Source organism: Actinomyces sp. HMSC065F12 (assembly GCF_001814535.1).
GTDB classification, from domain to species: Bacteria; Actinomycetota; Actinomycetes; order Actinomycetales; family Actinomycetaceae; genus Pauljensenia; species Pauljensenia radingae_A.
On record NZ_KV816938.1, the window covers coordinates 19099 to 39436 of the forward strand.

Annotated in this window: 16 protein-coding genes; 9 read left to right on the forward strand and 7 right to left on the reverse strand. The window is 56.1% G+C overall.

Annotation, left to right across the window (positions count from 1 at the left end; genetic code table 11):
- Positions 1-80 precede the first annotated feature (80 nt).
- The 7 genes from HMPREF2975_RS00330 (at position 81) to HMPREF2975_RS00360 (ending at position 9560) form a co-directional block, all read left to right on the forward strand.
- On the forward strand, positions 81-1349 hold the full coding sequence (locus HMPREF2975_RS00330) for a heme/hemin ABC transporter substrate-binding protein (protein WP_074026143.1): 1269 nt from the start codon (positions 81-83) through the stop codon (positions 1347-1349).
- Positions 1346-2389 carry a FecCD family ABC transporter permease gene (locus tag HMPREF2975_RS00335; protein WP_227469049.1) on the forward strand — a complete coding sequence of 348 codons (1044 nt, stop codon included), beginning with the start codon at positions 1346-1348 and terminating at the stop codon, positions 2387-2389. The genes HMPREF2975_RS00330 and HMPREF2975_RS00335 overlap by 4 nt, the downstream gene beginning before the upstream one ends.
- Positions 2386-3228, forward strand: coding sequence for a heme ABC transporter ATP-binding protein (locus tag HMPREF2975_RS00340; protein WP_070725028.1), 843 nt, complete (start codon positions 2386-2388; stop codon positions 3226-3228). The genes HMPREF2975_RS00335 and HMPREF2975_RS00340 overlap by 4 nt, the downstream gene beginning before the upstream one ends.
- Positions 3229-3264: 36 nt before the next feature.
- The gene (locus HMPREF2975_RS00345) at positions 3265-4995 is read left to right on the forward strand and encodes an ABC transporter ATP-binding protein/permease (RefSeq protein ID WP_070725030.1); all 1731 of its coding nucleotides are present in this window, start codon (positions 3265-3267) and stop codon (positions 4993-4995) included.
- The gene (cydC, locus tag HMPREF2975_RS00350) at positions 4992-6791 is read left to right on the forward strand and encodes a thiol reductant ABC exporter subunit CydC (RefSeq protein ID WP_058236261.1); all 1800 of its coding nucleotides are present in this window, start codon (positions 4992-4994) and stop codon (positions 6789-6791) included. Before HMPREF2975_RS00345 ends, cydC begins: the two co-directional genes overlap by 4 nt.
- Before the next feature lie 106 nt (positions 6792-6897).
- Positions 6898-8157, forward strand: coding sequence for a mannose-6-phosphate isomerase, class I (gene manA, locus HMPREF2975_RS00355; RefSeq protein WP_070725033.1), 1260 nt, complete (start codon positions 6898-6900; stop codon positions 8155-8157).
- 374 nt (positions 8158-8531) lie between these two features.
- Positions 8532-9560 carry a LacI family DNA-binding transcriptional regulator gene (locus HMPREF2975_RS00360; RefSeq protein WP_070725034.1) on the forward strand — a complete coding sequence of 343 codons (1029 nt, stop codon included), beginning with the start codon at positions 8532-8534 and terminating at the stop codon, positions 9558-9560.
- A 17-nt stretch (positions 9561-9577) separates the two neighbouring features.
- On the opposite strand, the gene HMPREF2975_RS00365 is transcribed toward HMPREF2975_RS00360, so the two are convergent.
- The 7 genes from HMPREF2975_RS00365 to HMPREF2975_RS00395 form a co-directional block, all read right to left on the reverse strand.
- Positions 9578-10135, reverse strand: a complete 558-nt coding sequence (locus tag HMPREF2975_RS00365) for an RpiB/LacA/LacB family sugar-phosphate isomerase (protein WP_070725036.1) — start codon at positions 10133-10135, stop codon at positions 9578-9580.
- Between the two features lie 3 nt (positions 10136-10138).
- The gene (locus tag HMPREF2975_RS00370; protein ID WP_371935761.1) at positions 10139-11188 is read right to left on the reverse strand and encodes an ABC transporter permease; all 1050 of its coding nucleotides are present in this window, start codon (positions 11186-11188) and stop codon (positions 10139-10141) included.
- 1 nt (position 11189) lies between these two features.
- Positions 11190-12212 (reverse strand): ABC transporter permease, encoded by a 1023-nt coding sequence (locus HMPREF2975_RS00375; protein WP_058236265.1) that lies wholly within the window; start codon positions 12210-12212, stop codon positions 11190-11192.
- A complete protein-coding gene (locus HMPREF2975_RS00380) occupies positions 12209-13720 on the reverse strand; it encodes a sugar ABC transporter ATP-binding protein (RefSeq protein ID WP_058236266.1) in 1512 nt (503 codons plus the stop codon). Before HMPREF2975_RS00380 ends, HMPREF2975_RS00375 begins: the two co-directional genes overlap by 4 nt.
- Before the next feature lie 144 nt (positions 13721-13864).
- Positions 13865-14932, reverse strand: coding sequence for an autoinducer 2 ABC transporter substrate-binding protein (locus HMPREF2975_RS00385; RefSeq protein ID WP_070725038.1), 1068 nt, complete (start codon positions 14930-14932; stop codon positions 13865-13867).
- Positions 14933-15335: 403 nt separating this feature from the next.
- Positions 15336-16502, reverse strand: a complete 1167-nt coding sequence (locus HMPREF2975_RS00390) for a class II aldolase/adducin family protein (RefSeq protein WP_070725040.1) — start codon at positions 16500-16502, stop codon at positions 15336-15338.
- Positions 16499-17950, reverse strand: coding sequence for an aspartate aminotransferase family protein (locus HMPREF2975_RS00395; protein ID WP_070725118.1), 1452 nt, complete (start codon positions 17948-17950; stop codon positions 16499-16501). Before HMPREF2975_RS00395 ends, HMPREF2975_RS00390 begins: the two co-directional genes overlap by 4 nt.
- 136 nt (positions 17951-18086) lie before the next feature.
- On the opposite strand from HMPREF2975_RS00395, the gene HMPREF2975_RS00400 reads away from it, so the two are divergent.
- Complete coding sequence (locus HMPREF2975_RS00400; protein WP_070725043.1) at positions 18087-18746, forward strand: TetR/AcrR family transcriptional regulator; 660 nt, start codon at positions 18087-18089, stop codon at positions 18744-18746.
- Positions 18743-20338, forward strand: a complete 1596-nt coding sequence (locus HMPREF2975_RS00405; RefSeq protein ID WP_227469051.1) for a xylulokinase — start codon at positions 18743-18745, stop codon at positions 20336-20338. Before HMPREF2975_RS00400 ends, HMPREF2975_RS00405 begins: the two co-directional genes overlap by 4 nt.

Genomic DNA, 20338 nt, shown 5'->3' on the forward strand with positions numbered 1-20338 from the left:
CGTTTTTATGTGAAACAGCGTCATATAAGCACGAGGTTTACCAACTGGCCAAACCGACTGCGACAGATGGAGTTTCAACAGTGAAAGCGGCTTCGTGGACACCAGCTGCATGCCTGAGCACACTCACGTGTGCCCTCGTCATGACGGTCACCGGGTGCGCCAACATTGCGACAGTACCCGAATCCGATGCCAGCGCATGCGACATGCCGCCAGCCTCCACCCAAGCCCGCGACTTTGACTTGTCGGAATCAGTTCAGGCCAATCTGCCCGACCCGCTACAGCTCAAGGGGCCAACAACCGCGTACACGCGAAGCGACCAGATCATCCCAATTTCCGACGATCCAACCAGCTCACAGACATTGCCTGCCACCGTGACCAGTGATGACGGTGCGCGCCAGACGGTTACGGACACCACGCGCATTCTTGCCCTGAACAATAACGGCGGACTCGCGTCCATCGTGTACGCGCTCGGATTTGGATGCCAGCTGGTCGGCAGGGACACGGCCACGGCGATCCCCGGCCTCGACAATCTGCCACAAGTCACGCGAAACGGGCACGAACTCAACGCCGAATCCATCCTGGCGCTGCACCCCTCGGTCATCATTACCGACGACAATATCGGACCGCGACAGGTCCACGAGCAGCTACGCGACACGGGCATCCCCGTCGTGTTCATACCTGACGTGCACGAGGGCGGCCTTGACGCTGTCGGTACTCAAATCAAAGCGGTGGCCGATGCTCTGGGTGTCCACGAGCTGGGTGCTCAGCTGGCTACGCGCACCGACCAGGAAATTGCGAACGCACGCCAGGCAGTTGCTTCCATTGCTCCTACTGATTCGTCGGCACGGCCACGCGCCGCATTCCTGTATATGCGCGGTCCCAAAATCTACGACTGGTTCGGCCAGAATTCAGGAGCCGACGCGCTGATTGAAGCATTGGGAGCGACCGACGTGGCAACGGAAGTGGGGTTCGAAGGATCCCAACCTACCAATGCTGAAGCGCTGGTGCAGGCGGCTCCAGACGTGATCGTGACGATGACACTGTCCATTGCGTCGGTTGGCGGGCTAGATGCGATGTTGAAATTGCCCGGCATTGCACAGACACCTGCCGGGCAGAATCGCCGCATCATCGACATGTCTGACTACGAGGTCATGACGTGGGGGCCGCGAACGGCTGATGTGATCGTGGCGTTAGGGCAGGCACTGTATGATCCGGAGCGCGCGTACCTTCCTGACCATAAGCCAGCCATTGTTCAAAAACGCCTCGATGAGATGGCGGCGCGCACAGGGCAACACGGCGGCGCTGGAACAGGGCGCGGTCACGGCGGACAAAGCGGTGCGCGTCAGTGACAACTGCCCGACCCCGCACCCTCATCGTCTTCACCGTGATGACCGCTCTACTGGTCATCACGGTGCTCGTGTCTGCGGCGCTCGGCCAACTCGTCATTCCCTTCGACCAAGTCCTCGGATCCGTTACTCATAAAATCGGCTTGCCGTGGTTTCCTGCACCCACCCACCCATTCGGTGATGAAGCCCTGTGGAACGTGCGCTTCCCTCGCATCGCGATGAGCATCCTGGTGGGAATCTCGCTGGCGGTCGCTGGCGCGTTGATGCAGGGCATATTTGGCAACCCGTTGGCCGAGCCTGGAACAGTGGGTGTCTCCTCTGGAGCAGCGGTTGGTGCCGCACTGTCGGTCATCGCCGGATGGACATTCCTGGGGCCTCTCACCACACCGACGCTGGCATTCGTCGGCGGGCTGATCACCACATTCATCGTCTATGTCATGTCTCGACACGAAGGACGCACCGAAGTCGTGACGTTGATTTTGATGGGCGTCGCCGTCAACGCGGTCGCCGGAGCGATCATCTCATTCATCGTTTTTCGCGCGCCCACATCCGCCCGTGAACAGATCGTGTTCTGGCAGATGGGGTCCATCGCCGGTGCGTGCTGGCAGCAAGTCACCCTCGTCGCACCCCTGTGCGTGATCGGCACGCTCATCGCATTCGCTTTGTCTCGTCAGCTCGACATTCTTTCACTGGGGGAGCGGGCGGCCCGGCATGTCGGTGTCAACGTCGAGCGTCTGCGCATGATCGCGATGACACTGGTAGCACTGCTGGTTTCGTGCGCCGTCGCATTCAACGGCATCATCGCCTTCGTCGGGCTGGTCGTGCCGCACTTCATCCGCATGCTTATCGGCCCCTCTCATGGGCTCCTGCTGCCCGCAAGCGCGCTGGGCGGCGCACTCCTGATGGTCAGCGCGGACTTTTGTGCCCGCACACTCATCGCCTACGCCGACCTGCCGATCGGCATGCTCACGTCACTGGTCGGAGGGCCCTTCTTTTTCTACCTGCTCAGGCGCTCACGTTCGCGATCAGGAGGCTGGGCATGAGAACCTGGCGATCCCTGCTTTCACGCGACTCTGACCTGCCCGCTCAGCCAGATCCCCACACACCGCTCATCGACGCGCAGGACGTCACGGTGACAATCGATGAGCACACCATCCTCGATCACGTCAGTGTGCGCGTATTCCCCGGCGAGGTGGTCGCCCTCGTCGGTCCCAACGGAGCGGGAAAATCAACCCTGCTGTCTGTGCTGAGCGGAGATCGCGCTCCACAGTCAGGGACAATTCGCGTCGCGCAACGCCCCATCAGGGAATGGAACGCGGTGGAACTGGCACAGCGACGCTCAGTGCTCCTGCAACGTATCGACATCGCGTTCCCCTTTACTGTCGTGGACGTTGTGCGCATGGGGCGGGCATTGTGGGCCGGCACCTCCAAGGAAAACGAGGACGAGGCAACAGTCAGCGCAGTTCTGAGGAAAGTTGATATCGAGGCGCTGCGCGAGCGCACCTACCCTTCACTGTCAGGTGGTGAACGAGCCAGAGCAGCATTTGCCCGCATTATGGCGCAGGCCAGTCCTCTCATGCTGCTCGACGAGCCAACGGCGGCGATGGACATCCGACATCAGGAACTCGTCCTCAGGCTGGCACGCGACTATGCGCAGACGGGCTGCGGTGTTGTCATTGTGCTGCATGCATTGGATGCTGCAGCCGCATATGCGGACCGAGTGATCCTGCTGCACGACGGCACAGTGGACTGCTCAGGGCCGCCCGCTGACGTACTCACGTCTGAGCGTCTGACACGCGTGTACCAGCACCCCATCGACGTATTTGACCACCCTCACACGCACACTCCGGTGATCACGCCACGACGACACTATGCTGAATAAGGCATACCTCAGTTGTGAGGAGAGGTAGTAGAAGAGATGAACAGAAAACACGTAGTTATTGCGGTGTCGTGGATGTCGGCGCTTGCGCTCGCGGGCGTGTACATCTGCAGCGGGTACGTCATCGATGCTGTCATCGAGTCAAGGCCGCTGAGCTGGGGGCTGTGGGCCGTTGCGGCTATTTGCGCTGTCGTCACCGGCGTGAGCGCGTGGGCGGCATCGCGTCTTGCGGGGCACAGCGTCGGCGCTATTGAAAAGGAATACCGTCACCGCATCGTGGATCATGTCTTCGCGCGCGGTCCGGCTGAACGCTCACGCGAGCGCACAGGCCGAATCGTCAACTCAGCAACCGACGGCGTGGAACGCGTGGCTAACTATCGCGGCACGTTTATCGGTCCGATGATTGCTTCTCTTGCGACGCCGATTCTGATCGTCGTCGTCATCGCGATTGCCATCGACTGGGTGGCGGCGCTGATTTTGGCACTGGCCATCCCGATCGTGCCGCTTGCCATCGGCGCATTTCGAGCCGCATTCAAACCCGTCTCGTCTCGTTACCGTTCGGCAGCGCGTTCGCTCGCAGCAGCTGAACTCGATGCTATTCAAGGCCTGTCAGCGCTGACACTGATGAATGCCGGCGCGGCAATGGGCCGCCACCTGGCTGACCAATCAGAGAAAGTGCGCCGCAGGGTCATGCGATACCTGGCAGCAAATCAGCTGGTCCTGTTCGTAATGGACGCCGTCTTTTCGTTGGGGATCATCACGGGAGCAGCCTTGCTGGGAACGTGGCGGGCTGGCAGCGGAGCAATCAGCGTGGGCCAGGCTATAGCGCTGGTCCTGCTGTCCACCATCATGTTAGATCCGTTGGATCGGGTCGGTCAGTTCTTCTATGTCGGCATGGGCGGAATGGCCTCACAACGCGAGATCAAGCGCCTGACCAGTGAGCCTGTGGCGGTCAGCGACGCGGCAGATGCGATCGACCCGGATGCGCACGGCGTGGCGCAGCGAGGTGCGGGTGATGCGGTGCGGCGAGGTGCGGGTGACGTGACTCGCGGTTCGGATAGCGAAGAAATTTCCGGAAGCACGGGCGGCACGAGCGGCGCCACCATCGACATCGACCGCGTAAACTTCGCCTACCAGGAAGGTGTCAACGTCCTCACGGATGCTTCACTGCACATCGGAGCCGGTCAGCATGTCGTACTGACCGGGCCATCAGGAGCAGGAAAAACCACACTCGCCACCCTCATATGCGCCAACCGTCGGCCCGACAGCGGATCGATTCGCATCAACGGACACGACCTGACCGACGTGACACTGCAGTGGATTCGACGCCACATCACCACCGTCGAGCAGGAAACCTACCTGTTTACCGGCACGCTGCGCGACAACCTGCTGATCGCAAACCCACACGCCACCGACCAGGACCTCCGCCGCGCACTCGACGCGGCCCGCCTCACGCAGACACTGGAGCGCCTGCCCTACGGCCTGGACACGGAAGTGGGAGAGCGTGGCCTGGCCCTATCGGGTGGGGAAGCGCAACGCGTCGCGATTGCGCGCGCACTGCTCAAGGATGCTCCGATTCTGATCTTGGATGAGCCGACCGCTCACGTGGACCTGAACAGTGAGCACGAGATCCTGCAGGCGCTCGCCCACCTCACCCAGGGGCGCACAACGCTGACCATTTCGCACAGACGCAACACGATCGACCAGTCAGGACGACGCATCACGATGTGCGACGGACAGCTGACCGACGGGAAGGCGGCATCCCGATGAACGAATCACGCTGGAAGACCTCTGCCAGACTGATCAACGTGGCACGCCCTGTCATGGCACCGTTGGGCATCTCGATCACGGCGCGCGTGATCGGAATGGTGCTGCACGTGGCGCAGTACGCAACAGCAGGGTGGGTGATTGGCAAGATTGCCTCCGATATCTCCACGATGCCGCTGCTGACCGTGGCAGTGGTGCTCGTTGTCCTGTCGCTGAGCAAAGCGCTGATGCGCTACCTCGAGCAATTCAGCGGGCACTGGGTCGCATTCCGCTCCCTCGCATTGCTTCGAGGCTACTTTTACGATCGCCTCGAACCGCAAGCTCCTGCGCGCACCGAAAGCGAAGACTCAGGCGACCTTCTTTCACGAGTCACCAAGGACATTGACCGGATCGAAGTGTTCTTTGCGCACACCCTCGCTCCCGGCTTGAGCGCCATTATCTGCCCCGTGATCGTCCTAGCCTATCTGGGATGTGCGGTTTCATGGTGGGCAGTCTTGGCGCTCGCTCCGTTCCTGGTGGCCGTCAGCATAGTCGTCCCGCAGCTGGGGGTGCGTACCACCAGTGACGCTGCACGCACCATTCGAGCGACCCGAGGCGACCTGTCCCAGCACGTCACGGACACCGTCCAGGGCGTGCGCGAGATCCTGACCTTCGCGAACGAGGCCGAGCGGCACCGCACGATGCGACAGCTCGAAGATACGATCGATGAGGCTCAGCGGCGCACAACGTCGGTGGTGGCGCTGCGACGCGGGTTGAATCAGACTCTCGTCGCGCTCGCCTTGATCGTCCAACTGGCTGTCCTCGCGTCATTGGCGAGGGCGGGCGCAGTGAGCATGGCTCAGATGTGCATGGCGCTGGGCGTCACCTTGGCATCCTTTGCTCCGGCACTGGCAGTCGAAGACTTCATGGCTGATCTGGACCAGGCCTTCGCATCGGCGCGCCGCATCTTCGCTATCACCGAGCGTGCCCCGCTGGTGCGAGAACCTGACAGCAGCCAGGTGCGAGACGGTGACGTGAGCGGAAAAGACATGATCGCACTGGATGGTGTCTCATTTGCCTACCCGCCGCGCCCGAGCGCAGCAGGACCATCCCCGCAGGTTCTCCACAATGTCACGGTGTCGATTCCGGCCGGAAGAGTCACCGCAATCGTCGGGTCGAGCGGATCTGGGAAGTCAACGATCGCACGGCTCATTGACCGCATGTGGGACCCCGATCAGGGCGTAGTCAGCATTGGTGGGGCGGATGTGCGCACCGTGACGCGCCACCATCTACGTTCCATTGTCGTGTTCGCCCCGCAGACCCCGTATGTGTTCAATATGAGTGTGCGTGAGAACCTGCTGCTCGCCTGTCCCGATGCCAGTGATGAGGATCTGCAGCGTGTGTGCCGCCAGGTGGGCCTGGATCAGTGGCTGGCCAGCGAACCGGATGGTATGAACACCCGGATCGGAGAGATGGGCCAGCGCATTTCTGGTGGTCAGCGTCAACGCGTCGCCCTCGCCCGCGCACTTCTGGCTGGCGCACCGATTACTATCCTTGACGAGGCGACCTCACAACTCGACAGCGCTACCGAAGCCGTGGTGCTCGATGGCATTCGCGAAGCAACAGCTGGGCGCACACTGATCATCATTGCTCACCGGATCTCCACAATCCGCGGCGCCGACCGAATCATCGTGGTCGACGATGGGCATGTGGCGCAGATCGGCACATATGATGAGCTTGCAGTTCAGGACGGGCCATTTGCCCGCCTTCTGCAACGCGAACGCGAGGGCGAGTCGGCCACAGTGCGGGAAAGTGATTAAGATCGGTTAGAAGTACACGACTGAATCGTCGCGAGCGGGTCGTGCGGCATGCGCGACCAGGATTGTGGTGCGCACAGCGATGCGCACATGCGAGGAGCCACGTTTTATGGAGCGTCTTACAGGCTGGAAGAAAAACGACGCGTGGGGGTCAACCGACGCGATCCCGAATTTCCTGGGCTCGGAACGCTCTGAGTTGCCTGTGTCAGAAGTGTGGTTCGGTGATCATATCGACGGTCCGACGTCGCTGAATGAGAGCGGCATAATCCTTCGCGACCTCATCGATCAGGATCCCACTGCCATGCTGGGCGACGGGTTGCTGTACTCATTCGGACCGCGTCTGCCTTTCCTGATGAAACTCATCGCGCCGGCAGAAGCCCTGTCACTGCAGGTGCACCCAACGAAGGAACTCGCACGCGAAGGGTATATTCGCGAAGATGTTCTAGGCATTGAGCGCACAGCCGCAGATCGCACCTACCGCGACATGAACCACAAGCCGGAAATGCTTTATGCTCTCACCGACTTCGAGGCGCTTGTGGGGTTTCGCGTCCCACGTAAGGCGCGCCGGTTGCTGGATGGTCTGGAAGGCATGGTTGCCGATTCTCTGCGCAAGCGTCTCAGACTCGCTACCGTGCGATCTGGGCTCAAGATGCTGATCGGCTGGCTTTTTGATGAGGACTCTCCGGTGACGGCCGAGGGAGTGTCAGAATTTGCCGCATCATGCGCGCAGCGCCTGGAGCGCGGCACGTCTCCGTCCCGACGCACCGATGAGATGGTGACGCGGTTGGCCGCCAAGTACGTGGGTGACCCCGGTATCATCGTCGCATTCCTGATGAATCCAGTGTCGTTGCGTCCCGGTGAGGCCGTCTATATTCCACCTCGCCAGATCCACTCCTACCAGTCGGGATTGGGGATAGAGGTCATGGCGTCCTCTGACAATGTGGTGCGCGCGGGCCTGACCCGCAAGTATGTCGATAGCGCTCAACTGGTGGAAATTGCCGAGTTTTCTGCGTTGCCGCCCATTCGCGTTGCTGCCGAGCACCCCAGTGAAACGACCGACACATTCCTGGCACCGGCCCAGGAATTCTCCCTGTCTGTCACCACTCTTCCCGGCACAACGCCCGGCACGCGCGACGCTGCAGTCGAGCCCGTACAGGCCACTGCGCCAGGTCCAGTTCTGATCCCAGGGGAGGGACCGCGCATCTTGATGTGCTTGGACGGCAGCGTTGATGTCATGACCACTGCTCCGCGCGCCCACTCAGCTGCTCACGTGACCATGACGTGTGGTCAAAGCGTCTTCGTCGGTGCATGCGAGAAGGACATTTACGCCAGCGGACACGGCCAGCTCATCCAGTGCGCCACGCCGTAAACATCTCCCGAAGAAAGTAGAGGGGGAGACGGCCGCTCGATGTAGGCAACGTTAGTTGTCAATTTCGCATTTTGGTGAGTATTTCAGCTGCCGGGCACAGCCATATCTACAATTTTCTGAGCTCCAAGTAAACGGGTTTCTGAAGGCTCTTAATTGGAAGCGAAGCGAACAAAGCCAAAGTGTGGTGTATAAGTCGTAGATTTTGGTCGCCAGTAAATCGGAAAATCAAGAGCGGGAGGTTTTGTTGTTGCGCTAGGGGTAGCTGTAGCACAGGAATTCGAGTAATTGTCGTTTACTTACTTTCGTAGTGTTTATTAGCTATTAGATGTAGTGAAGAACAGAATGAGCAACGACCTCCTCGTTATACTGGTGACATGGATCAGAAAGGTCGGCGCCGCCCCGTTTTGGCAGATGTCGCGCGCCGAGCTGGTGTTTCGCAGTCCACTGCGTCACGCGCGCTGAGCGCTAAGGCTTCATTAATCTCGACAGCCACGCAGCAGCGAGTGAAAAAAGCTGCGAAAGAGCTTGGATACCAGACGAATCCGATTGCTAGATCGTTACGCCTATCAAAGACTTCGGTGATTGGAATGATTGTTCCATCCATCTCAAATCCATTTTTCACAAGGTTAGTTGAGGAAGTTGAACACGTCTTATACGAGAATAACTACTACCTATATCTGTCGGATTCCCGTCGAAACTTGGATACAGAGGCGCGCCTATTAAGGGCTTTTGAGTCTGGATCAGTTGACGGTGTACTGATCGTTCCTTGTCATGAAGTAAAGTCTGCTCCATCAATTGCTGATTTCACATCCGGTATCCCTCTGATTCAGCTAGATCGTCCCACGACATGCACGAAGTTTTCGGGTGTTGGTATTGATGAACGCCAATCTATGTTCTCTGTCATCAAGCACCTCAAAGACTCAGGTGCTAAGACGATCGGCGTTGTCACCAGCAAGGAAACTGAGCTTACATCAATGCTGAGGCTGAAAGAGACTGAAGAAGCCTGTCGCTTTTATGACGTTTGTCTGCCTAGGAAACTTATTGTTGAGGGAGAACATTCAATTAGTGGCGGAGCGGAAGCTGTTGAGACTTTGCTTGCATCGAATTTGTTTCCAGATGCGTTGGTTTGTTTCAGCGATCTGCTGTCAGTAGGCGCAATAAAACAATTGAAGGATCAGGGAATTGGCGTTCCCGAGGACGTCCTTGTCACTGGTTTTGATGATACGCCTTTTGCTGAGTTATTCAGACCGTCCTTAACAACGGTTCGCCAGCCTGTTGAGCGGATGGCGCGCACGGCCGTATCGATGCTCCTAGAAGCTTCTAGCAGTGTGAGTCACTATCGATTGCCTGGACGGCTGATAAGACGTGAATCAACGCTGCTAGAAGCTTCGTATCAGGATTGATGCCAAGAAAATGTGAGCTAGTAGGCTAGACCTATCGGCTGGTCTCCCAACGTAGCTTCGAGTGGATCGACAACTTCGAAGTTGTTCGCTTTATAGGCTTCATAGTCGAAGTTCTCGCACTCGAGATACCCTATGTGGTGATATTCGTAGAATCCAGGCCAGTTTTCGTAGCCGGATCCCAGCTCAGCTTCAAGGAAGGCGTCGGCCATCGCCATACCCAGTGGGGCACCGATGTAAAAAGCGCCCATTGCAAGCAAGTTTGCATTGTTAGCTGCAGCCGCTCTCAAGGCAGCTGGAACGCTTTCGGCAACCGCGGCGTGGACATGCGGCACTTTTGATGCTGCGATATGGATGCCCATACCTGTTCCGCAAAACGCAAGGGCTTTGGCAAAGTTTCCCTCGGCGAGTTCTGCGCCAAGACGGAACCCTACCCTGTGGTACATAGGAAGATTTTCATCGTTAGGCGTGATGTCGACGACTTCCCAGCCGCGCTCGCGCAAGTGATCTGCAACAGCGCTTTTGAGCGGGAATCCTGCGAAATCGGCTCCGACTACGACTTGTTTTTCAGCGGACATGGTCTATTCTTCTTTCTTCATTGGTTTACGTATCTTGCGAAGCTTTGTACTGTTCAGAGAAATGACGGCAAGCAATACTGCTCCCCAGATGAGCGGTCTGTAGAAGTTGGAAATACCTGAGAACATGTTCAGACCTGATGAGAGCATCTGCAGGATGCCGATCGCAACAATTACGCCTAGTAAACGGCCTTTCCCGCCATTCGGATCGACACCCCCCAGCACGACTATGAGCACGGTCAATAGTGTGTAGGTGGCTCCATAGTCAGCCTTGGCTGAGTTGTAATTGGCCAGCATCACGATGCCGGCGACTGCTGCCATGAGTCCCGATGTGACATAGGTCCTGAGAAGTAGACTCTTCACCTCTAGCGCCGAGAATACGGCAGCAGTCTCATTTGTCCCGATCATTAGTATTTTCTTGCCGAATCCGGTTAATCCCAACAAAAAGCCCATAATGAGTGCACATACCACGAATATCAACAAGGAAACAGGAATAACACCGAATAACTTGAAAGAAAAGACTTGGCCAAACGCCTTAGGCAGCCCGGAGATTGGCTTTCCTGCGGTGAGGATGATCCCGATGCCGCTGAACAGTTCCAAGGTCCCAAGAGTTGCAAGAATTGCAGGAATTCTTACGTAAGCGACGAGAATGCCGTTTAGAAGTCCACACAGCGTTCCAATTACAAGTGCACAACCAAATGCTATGAGAATCGATAGTGTGGCGCTGCCGCCAGAATCCGAAGTTGGCATGACCGAACGCAGGATCAAAGCGGTGCTGATTGCTGTCACGTTGGCGATTCCAACAACAGACAAATCGATTCCTGCTGTCAACATTGTAGCTAGTACGCCCAGAGCCATTAGACCATATTCAGGAAATTGGACTGCCATGGATGTCCACGTGCGAAGGCTCAGAAACGAGTCGGTTCTAATAATCGCGAAGAAAAGACTCACGGCGAGGAAGACTACAAAAAGCCGGGCGATGTACGGATCCTTCTTGAAGAAGTCCTGAACCTTGGTGAGTATGCTTGGAGACTTCATTTCAACCTGCTTCAACATCTCACTCTCCCTCCACTATGCTTGCTTTCCGACGATGTTCTCTCATCACCTGGACAGCGGAAACACCGGTACCAATTACGATGAGCAGTCCAAGAGCAAAGCGCTGCCAGAAGGTAGGAATACCGGTAAGAATCATTGAGTTTTGTACGACAACGATGAGAGACGTTCCCAGAACAACCCCCGTCAGTGAACCCGTGCCGCCGGTAATTGACGTGCCGCCCAACACGACCGCAGCAATAACCATCATTTCCATTCCAAGCAAGTTCGTTGGATGCATCTGGCCCATACCGCACGTACGAGCCATACCAGCCAATGCTGCAATCACGCCGACCAATATGTATAAGACAAACTTGACGCGCCGGACAGTGACACCTGCTCGCACGGCAGCGGCCTCATCTCCTCCGATAGCGTAGAGAGAGCGGCCAAATGTTGTGTATCGGGTAATCACAAATGCTACAAAAAGCACAGCAATTAGAATCAAGATGCTCTTAGGCATTGCGGAAGTAAGACCGCTACTCTTATTTTCCACAATAAATAGTGGTTCACTTCCAAATTCCTTCATTGATGACGGAATATTAGGAATTTGCACAGAATTGAGAGCGCCCTGCATGAAGCCCGAAAAGACGTTTGCCGTTCCTAAGGTGACAATAAGCACTGGAACAGTCAATCGTGAGCAAAACACTCCGTTGAAAGCTCCGAGTAGAGCCCCAAAGACAATGGCAAGTAGAAAAGGAATTGCAATGCCGCCATTGAATGAATGATCCACCAGAAGGCGAGTGCTTGCGTATACTGCAAGAGACGCTAAAGCCGGAAAAGAAACGTCAATGCCACCTGAGATGAGCACTAGGTGTGCACCGACTCCAAAAAGGCAAGGAACGATTGCGGCATTAATGAGGTCTACGATGTTATTTAGCGTGAAGAACTGACCACTTCGAGCCTGAATAATCACCGCAATTACGCATAATACTAGAAAAACATAAAACTCGTTAGAGCGTTTAAGTTTGTTGAATAGTTTCGTTGTCATGATTCGATCTCCGAAATCTCGTCAGAAATCATAGAATTTAATTCGATCTGAGTTGTGGAATGTGTGTCACAGGACGCGACGATACGCCCCTTTTTCATGACAAGAATTCTGTTACATGTTTCCAAGAGCTCTGGCAAATCGTCAGAAATCATCAGAATTGAAATTCCAGAATCTGCTAAACGCTTGATGAAGGCGTGGATGGTGTACTTCGATCCAATGTCGACGCCCACGGTGGGTCCGTTTAAAATTAGAATCTCAGGGTGGGTAGCGAGCCACTTGGCTAGCACTACTTTTTGTTGGTTTCCGCCTGAAAGAGTATTAACTGCGAAGCTCGGGTCAGGGGTCGCAATAGAAAGTTCCTTAACCCACTCTTTTTCTTCTCGTGCCATTTTTGTCTTGTTAAGGAAACCGAAGTGAGTCGAGAACTTCTCAAGGACGCTGACAACGATGTTCTCTCCAATTGAACGTGTGAGAAAGAGCCCTTCAGAAAGTCGGTCTTCTGGAACGTATGCAATTCCGGCTTCGACTGCGTCGCTTACCGACTTGATTTTCAGGTTCTTCCCTGATACTTCAAGAGATCCACCTGTTACTGGGTCGAGACCAAACAATGCTCTTGCAAGCTCGGTTCGACCTGATCCAAGTAAGCCCGCTACGCCGAGAATCTCTCCCTGGTGTAGGTCAAAAGATATGTCGCGAAAGCTGCCTTGACTAGATAAATTGGATACTTTGAGTGAAATCTTTTCGCTGACGTTGTCCGAGTGAAACTTCTGTTCATCAAAGTCACGGCCAGTCATGTACTTTGAAAAAGACCGTCTGTCAAGTTCTTTGCTTTGGCAGGTGATTATTTTCTCACCGCTTCGAAGAATCGTGAACTTCTCTGCGATTTCGAAAACCTCTTCTAGCTTGTGGGAGACAAACAGAATCGCTATTCCCCGGTGCTTCAAATCGAGAATAAGCTTGAATAGTGTCTTGACTTCGTTTCGTGTGAGCGCAGTAGTAGCCTCATCCATGATGATGAGCTTGGCGTCAGACACAAGAGCTCTGGCGATCGCTATCAGTTGTTTGTCTGCTACTGATAGTTCTGATACTCGAGCGTCTATGTCGAGTGTAATTCCAATTCTCTCGAGAGCTTCTCTTGCAACCTGGCGGATCTCACGAGGTTTCACGATTTTCTTACCAGATGCAATTTGAGCGTTTAGGGCTAAATTTTCAGCAACTGTTAAGTTTGGAAATATCGAGAAGTCTTGGTAAATGACTTGTATTCCGTGCGCGATTGCTTCGCGCGGAGAAATCTTACGGACTTTTTCGGTGCCAAATTCGATAGTACCACTGTCGGGGGAGTGAACGCCTGAAATGACTTTGATCAGAGTTGACTTTCCTGAACCATTTTCTCCGGCAAGGCAGTGTATTTCACCAGGGTATATAGAAAAGTCGATATTTTTAAGGGCCTGTACGCCCTCAAAGGATTTGCATAATTTGTGTAGTGCAACTATTGGATATTCATCCATTACTTGCCCCCTAGATGTAGTGTGAACAACACTTTTTCGCGTCTTATAGGACTGCTAGTCAGATTGGGTTCCGGACAGGGCGGAATCGGCTGAACAAGAAGCAGTCGATTCCGCCTGCCACGATTTGCTCGTTGAGTTCGCGGATTAGAAGCCGAAGTCGTCGACGTTATCTTTCGTGATGGTCACCCAAGACTTTCCTTGGAGAACTTTGTCTGACCCCGCTGCGAAGTGCATTTCTTCGTAGCCGGGTACCCCAAGATCGACGCCGTCCTTGATTTCTTCTCCGTTCAGAATCTTGGTGGCAAGGGAGGCCATTGCGTATCCAGCATCTGCGGGATCCCAAAGTGTCAAAGCTGAGACAAGATCTCTGTCAAGGATGTCTTTGTTTGTGGCGGGCATTCCAGTACCAGAGGTAAATACCTTGCCTTTTAGTCCAAGCTCATCAATCGCGCGCGCAACTCCGGGTGCGTCGAAAGAGGATGTTCCCATAATGCCTTTGAGGTCTGGGTATTTCTTCAGTAGCTCTTTTGCCGCCTGATATGCTCCTTCTGCATTGTCGGTTGATTCGACTCGTGGCTCGGCTTCAAGCAATTTCATCTTTGGGTAGGCTTCTTGGGCATGCTTGACTCCGCCATCCGCCCATTCGTTGTGAGATGCGTTTGTCACATGGCCAACCATGGTGGTGTACAATCCTTCTTCGCCCATTGCCTTGGCCAAGTTATCCATAATGAATGCGCCATATGCGTCGTTGTCGAATGCCTCGATGTCGTACATTGTGTTTTCTTGTGATGCGCCCTCGTGGGTCACAACGACAATTCCTGCATCCATTGCTTCCTTGAGAACCGGCTCGATGGCACCTGGGTCGACGGGAACCACACCAATTGCGTCTACACCTTGAGCGATAAGGTCTTGAATAACCTGAGCCTGCATGGTCGCATCAGTTTCTGCAGGGCCTTTCTGATAGACATTGAGTCCTGTATCTTCGGCATACTTCTTGACGCCTTGTTCCATTCGCACAAACCACGGATTCGTTGCGTCCTTGGGGACGATTGCAATGGAGTAGTCCTTGTCGGACTTTGTTGCATTGTCTGAACCGCTCGAAGCTGAGGACTCAGCCTGGTTGGCTGTTCCTCCGCCGCTGCATGCGGTTACGAGGAAACTCATACTCGCAATGGCAACGATTGCATTAATCCACCGCGTAGACCTTCTCATGATCAACCTCAATCTACTTCGTCGTAATGAATATTTGAAAGGGTGAGGCTTGCGTTGAAAATCTCGGCGGCCACTCCCTTATGGCCTCGTGTAATGACTTCTTGCGCAAGCATGACTGATTGTACTCGCTTGCGGCGAGAGTGAGATCTGTTCCACTAAAGATGGGGTGATCGTAATAGTCTCGCAATTATTCGGATGGACAATTAAAGCCGCTTGCGGATCGCGCGTTTAGCTCAAGATGTGCAAGAGGATGCTAGCGTGGAATTTCGGTTTGTTTGCTGGCTATCTCTGTTTTTCACTGATTCCCAACAGTGATCTGAAATAAGCGGCCGCAAATGTCGAAGACGATTTAGCGTCTGGCTGTTAGTAGCCAACATGGAGTTGGGTGAGTGGGTAATGAATTTTACTGAGTATGAGAGCGATGAGCAGTACTTGGGAGACTGGCCCGCTTGGAGTACTTCAGCCGGTACACCACGTTCATCAAGAGGGAATCAAACGTTGACAACCCCGCCTCGCCAGTGATCTCAGCGATTCGAGCAGCACGCGCATTCTTTTCCAACACGTATTCGATGGCGGCAGCGTCGCCCTCGTCAATTCCCAGACACAATGCGGCACGCGACAAGAGGACGACATTCGAGCCGAGCCTGTTGTCAGCGCGCAGGCCGACGATCTGGGCAAAATCGTCCAGCTGCGGTGTCAACGTACGTCCGAAGAACGTGCTGACCTGCGAATCCGTGCACACGCGGATCGCGGTCACATCCTCACGTTTCGCATAGCACTGTTCATGCAGCCTGACAGTCAGAGTTGACGGGGAGCAGGGCACGAACTGGCCCTCAAGATCGCGCGTGAAATACTCGATCTGCCCTGCCGAATCCGGTGGGGTGCAGGTACGGCGCGACATGACCACGCCGTCAGCATCGGGCGCGAGCTCCGCTTCGGTCAGAGATTGGGGCACGAGGCCCTCGTAAATCTCACGACACACCTGCTCCAGGCGGGTCGCGCGGGCCAGAGCGTCGGACTTACTGGTGCCGCACACCAGCGCGCCGTGAGCACGCATCAACACGACATTCACATCGGGGTGATCAAACAGAACCTGTTCAACACCGTGGTGGAGTGTGTGCGTACCCGGCAGGCCGTAGCTGGCGATCGGCAGGATATCCTGACCCAGCAGACGAGCATGCTCATCGGACAACTCGAAGCTCTCGGGGCTGACGGACAAGGACGACGCGTAGGGCTGATGCGTGTGAATCACCATCGCAGCATCCGCTCGCAGTCGGTAGCACAAGGCGTGCATCGGGTATTCCGAGGACGGCTTGAACGGGCCGCTAGCCTGACCGTTGTCATCCACTTCGCTCAGGTCCTCGGGCTGCATGGTGGAATATGAACGGCCCGAGGGCGTGATGACGAACGCATTACCGCGAACGCGAGCACTGACATTGCCCCAGGTGCGCACTACCAGGCCATGATCGAGCAGGTCGTGAGACAAAGCAATGACGTCCTCGCGTGGATTCGCGGTCAGGGGAACCTGCTCGGGCACCACGTGGCCCGGTCCGAAATCCGGCGCGCTCATAGCTTCGTGACCTGGTCAAAGACACGGTCGAAACGGGTGAGCGCGTCGTCGATCATCTCATCGGAGTACGCAGCCGAGGTGTACAGGCGCGAGCCGGCCAACGTGACGATGCCTTCAGCCATGTAGGCGGCGCCCATATGCTCCATCTCCTTCTTCCGAGCCGATGTCTCCTTCAGGACGTGAGGGATCGTCCACGGTTTCGTCCAGTTGATCGAGAAGTGCATCGTCCCCACTGTCTCCAGGTGACAGATCGACCCCTGGTTGAAGGCGACGAACGGCAGACGATGTTTTTTGATGAGGGCACGCAGACCATCGGTCAAGCGGTTGCCAGCCCGCGTCGCCTTCTCGCAGGCACCAGTTTCAGCGATCTCCTTGACGGTGTAGTAGCCGGCCAGGGCGCTCAGCGGTGTGGCCGCGAGAGTACCGCCAACGAGCGCCTTCTTGACCTTGTCGCCACTTTGGATACCAGCCGACAGGTAGCGCATGTACTTGGTGGGACCACCGACACCGCCGGCTCCGGGGTAGCCGCCTGCGACGACCTTGCCAAACACAGTCAGATCCGGGCGGATCCCCATCAGACCTTGCGCGCCGTGTTCGGACAGGCGGAAGGCGGTGACAACCTCGTCAAAAATCAACAGTGCGCCGAACTTGGTTGCCAGGCGGCGCAGGCCGTGCAGGAAGTCCATCGACACGGGGCGCGTACCGCTTTCAGGGCCGACCGGCTCAACGAAAATGGCAGCGGTTCCGCCGCGCAGCTTGTTGGCCATCAGGGTGCGCTCGACATCCTTGAGATCACCGGGGAAATATTCCTGCGTGTACTTCATCGAGGCCAGCGGGATACCTTTGGCCTGTGTCCACTTCGAGCCAGGCACGCGAATACCGTATGCCAGTTGATCGCTCCAACCGTGGTAGCCGCCACCCATCTTCATGATGAATTTGTTCTTCGTAGCCAGGCGTGCGATACGTGACGCAGCCGCACATGCCTCGGATCCGGAGTTGAACATGCGGAACATATCGACGCTGTCGAACAACTCGGAAATCAGTTTAGCCAGCCGGTATTCGTATTCATGGAACAGGCCGGTGGATGGGCCGCACGTGTTGAGCAGGTCAATGACTTTTTCACGCACGGACTCTGGATTCGACCCCAGCACCGTTGGTCCGCCTGCCTGCAGGAAGTCGTAATACGTGTTGCCGTCCAGGTCAGTCAGTGTTGCGTCCTTTGCGCTCGTGAACACCAGCGGGAACGGATAGTTGAACGCCAGATTGTGCTGAACGCCGCCGGGGATGTACTGCTGGGCTTCCCCGATCATCTCCTTGGATTTCTGGCACTTCGCATCAAAGTAATCGCGCTCGTAAGCGGCCAGTGCCGACGGTTTAATGGAATAGATAGGTTGTGCGATCAATGAGTCGAGCTCATGTATCACCTGGTCAATTCCAGGTCGATTCATATCCACAGCGGCCTCCTCGCCGGTTTCTACGTGCAGTGAGTACGCACTCATGTTTTCGTCCAAAATCATATCATGCAGCTTTCCGCGTGGTAATCTTTTGGCAAAGGTGAGCTGTTACAGCACTCATGGAGGAGTCATGGTTAACGCCGCAATGAAGCGGTTCCAGGCGCTTGCACCGGAAAAACGCGAACGGATTGAGCGAGCAGCCATTGCCGAATTCGCCGCACACGGCTACGCCACGGCCAACACGAACACTATTGCCGAGCGTGCAGGCATCTCCGTGGGAGCACTGTTTCGCTACTTTGACACCAAACGCGACATTTTCATGTATGTCGTCGGACGCGCCCAGGACGAATTGCGCACCGCCCTGCTCGCAATCACAGACGAGGGAGACTCCGCACTGACTCGCATCGGTGCCCTCGCAGAACTGGCGGTAACCTCGGCGTCGACGCATCGTGACCTGGTACGCCTGTACTGCGAACTGACAGCCACCGGAAGCGCTGAGATCGTGGCAGAAAGCGTGGATCAGCTTGAAGGCGAAACGTTCAGGATGTACCGCGAACTCATTGCCGAAGGGCAGGAAACAGGTGAGATTCGCACCGATATCGATTCGAGCACGCTGGCGTTCTTCATTGACAACATCATGATGTCGTTGCAGTATGCCCGAGCCAGTGACTATCACATTCAGCGCGCGTTGCTGTATGTCCCCGGGATGAGTGATGCCGACCTTGCCTCGGGCGCACGTGAATTCCTCATTTCCGCCTTGCAAGTGCCTGAAGGAGGAAACCACAAGTGATAACCGTGCTGGCATACGATGTTGGGACGTCGGGAGTCAAGACATGCCTGTTCGAGATTGATGACCGAATTCGTATCATCGACTCAGTTTCGGCATCGTACTCACTGCATGTTCTGCCTGATGGGGGAGCTGAGCAGGATCCTGACGAATGGTGGCAGGCAATCGTTCAGACCACCCGACAGATTGCCCGCGACCATCCTGAGCAGTGCGCAACACTGACCGGCATCAGTTTTTGCGCGCAGATGCAGTGCCTCGTCATGGTTGACCGACGAGGGCGCCCGGTCTACCCGGCGATGAGTTACATGGATCAGCGTGCCAGCGTCGAGATGGGACTGATCGGTGGGAAGGCGCCGCGCATTTCAGGTGTGAACGCGGGGATATTGGCCAAAGCCTTGTACCACACGGGTGCGGCACCGGCTTCCGTGAAAGATCCTGTGTGGAAATACCACTGGGTGCGCCGCAACAAGCCCGAAGCGTTCGCGCGTGCCTATAAGTGGCTGGACGCTAAGGAAGCGATCATTGCACGGATGACCGGCAAGTTCGTCATGAGTCACGATTCGGCTTTCGCCACGCTTCTATATGACGTGCGCGCTCGGAAGGGACGGTTCAGTCCCGAAGTGATGCGGGCTCTTCACGTCAATCCCGCCCATATGCCCGAGATTGTGGCCAGCACCGATGTGGTCGGTCCGCTCCTTGCCGAGGCTGCCGACGAACTCGGTTTGCCTGAAGAGACACCGGTGTATGCCGGTGGCGGCGATGCTTCGCTCATCGGTGTAGGAGCCGGTGCGACCGAGCTGCACGATACTCACGTGTATATGGGCACGTCAGGGTGGGTCGGTACCGTCACGGATAAACGCGCGGTGGATTTGAGTGCCATGATTGCAACCGTTGTCGGTGCGGACCCCTCGCGCTACCACTACTTTGCTGAGCTGGAGACGGCAGGTAAGTGCCTGGAGTGGGTGAAGGACCATCTGGCCCTCGACGAAATTAACGTCTACCTGGATAAGCACAGTGTATGCGAGGGGATGGAGGCCCGTTTCCGCAGCCTGTATGACTACATGTCGGAAGTCATTTCCCGCAGTGAACCCGGTGCGGGAGGAGTGCTGTTCACTCCGTGGCTGCATGGCAACCGGTGTCCGTTTGAGGATCCGAACGCCCGCGCAATGTTCATGAATATTTCATTGAATACCGGCAAGACGGAGCTGATGCGTGCCGTCGTCGAAGGCGTGTGTTACCACATGCGCTGGTTCATCGAAACTCAGGAAAAAAAGGTCATGACTTCATCGGTTGTGCGCTTTGTCGGTGGCGGAGCGTTGTCTGATGTGACTGCGCAGATTCTTGCTGACATTGTGGGCCGTCCGGTTGAAGTGACGGAGAATCCGCAGGATGCCGGCGCTGTCGGGGCTGCGCTGCTTGTCGCGGTCGGTGCGGGAATCACTCCGACCGTGGAAAGTGCGCGGCGCTTGGTGACAGTGCACGCTCGCTTCGAGCCGCGCCGCGAACTGGCTCAGACCTATGCACGCCAGTACGACGCGTACCGCAAGATCTACCCAGCCAATAAAAAAATCTTTTCGCTTCTGAATCGTGGGTGA

Bases quoted from the DNA above. Each gene is read 5' to 3' on its own strand.
- HMPREF2975_RS00340 (WP_070725028.1), top strand. From the start codon at position 2,386: ATGAGAACCTGGCGATCCCTGCTTTCACGCGACTCTGACCTGCCCGCT.
- HMPREF2975_RS00345 (WP_070725030.1), top strand. From the start codon at position 3,265: ATGAACAGAAAACACGTAGTTATTGCGGTGTCGTGGATGTCGGCGCTT.
- cydC (WP_058236261.1), top strand. From the start codon at position 4,992: ATGAACGAATCACGCTGGAAGACCTCTGCCAGACTGATCAACGTGGCA.
- manA (WP_070725033.1), top strand. From the start codon at position 6,898: ATGGAGCGTCTTACAGGCTGGAAGAAAAACGACGCGTGGGGGTCAACC.
- HMPREF2975_RS00360 (WP_070725034.1), top strand. From the start codon at position 8,532: ATGGATCAGAAAGGTCGGCGCCGCCCCGTTTTGGCAGATGTCGCGCGC.
- HMPREF2975_RS00365 (WP_070725036.1), bottom strand. From the start codon at position 10,135: ATGTCCGCTGAAAAACAAGTCGTAGTCGGAGCCGATTTCGCAGGATTC.
- HMPREF2975_RS00370 (WP_371935761.1), bottom strand. From the start codon at position 11,188: ATGTTGAAGCAGGTTGAAATGAAGTCTCCAAGCATACTCACCAAGGTT.
- HMPREF2975_RS00375 (WP_058236265.1), bottom strand. From the start codon at position 12,212: ATGACAACGAAACTATTCAACAAACTTAAACGCTCTAACGAGTTTTAT.
- HMPREF2975_RS00380 (WP_058236266.1), bottom strand. From the start codon at position 13,720: ATGGATGAATATCCAATAGTTGCACTACACAAATTATGCAAATCCTTT.
- HMPREF2975_RS00385 (WP_070725038.1), bottom strand. From the start codon at position 14,932: ATGAGAAGGTCTACGCGGTGGATTAATGCAATCGTTGCCATTGCGAGT.
- HMPREF2975_RS00390 (WP_070725040.1), bottom strand. From the start codon at position 16,502: ATGAGCGCGCCGGATTTCGGACCGGGCCACGTGGTGCCCGAGCAGGTT.
- HMPREF2975_RS00395 (WP_070725118.1), bottom strand. From the start codon at position 17,950: ATGAATCGACCTGGAATTGACCAGGTGATACATGAGCTCGACTCATTG.
- HMPREF2975_RS00400 (WP_070725043.1), top strand. From the start codon at position 18,087: ATGGTTAACGCCGCAATGAAGCGGTTCCAGGCGCTTGCACCGGAAAAA.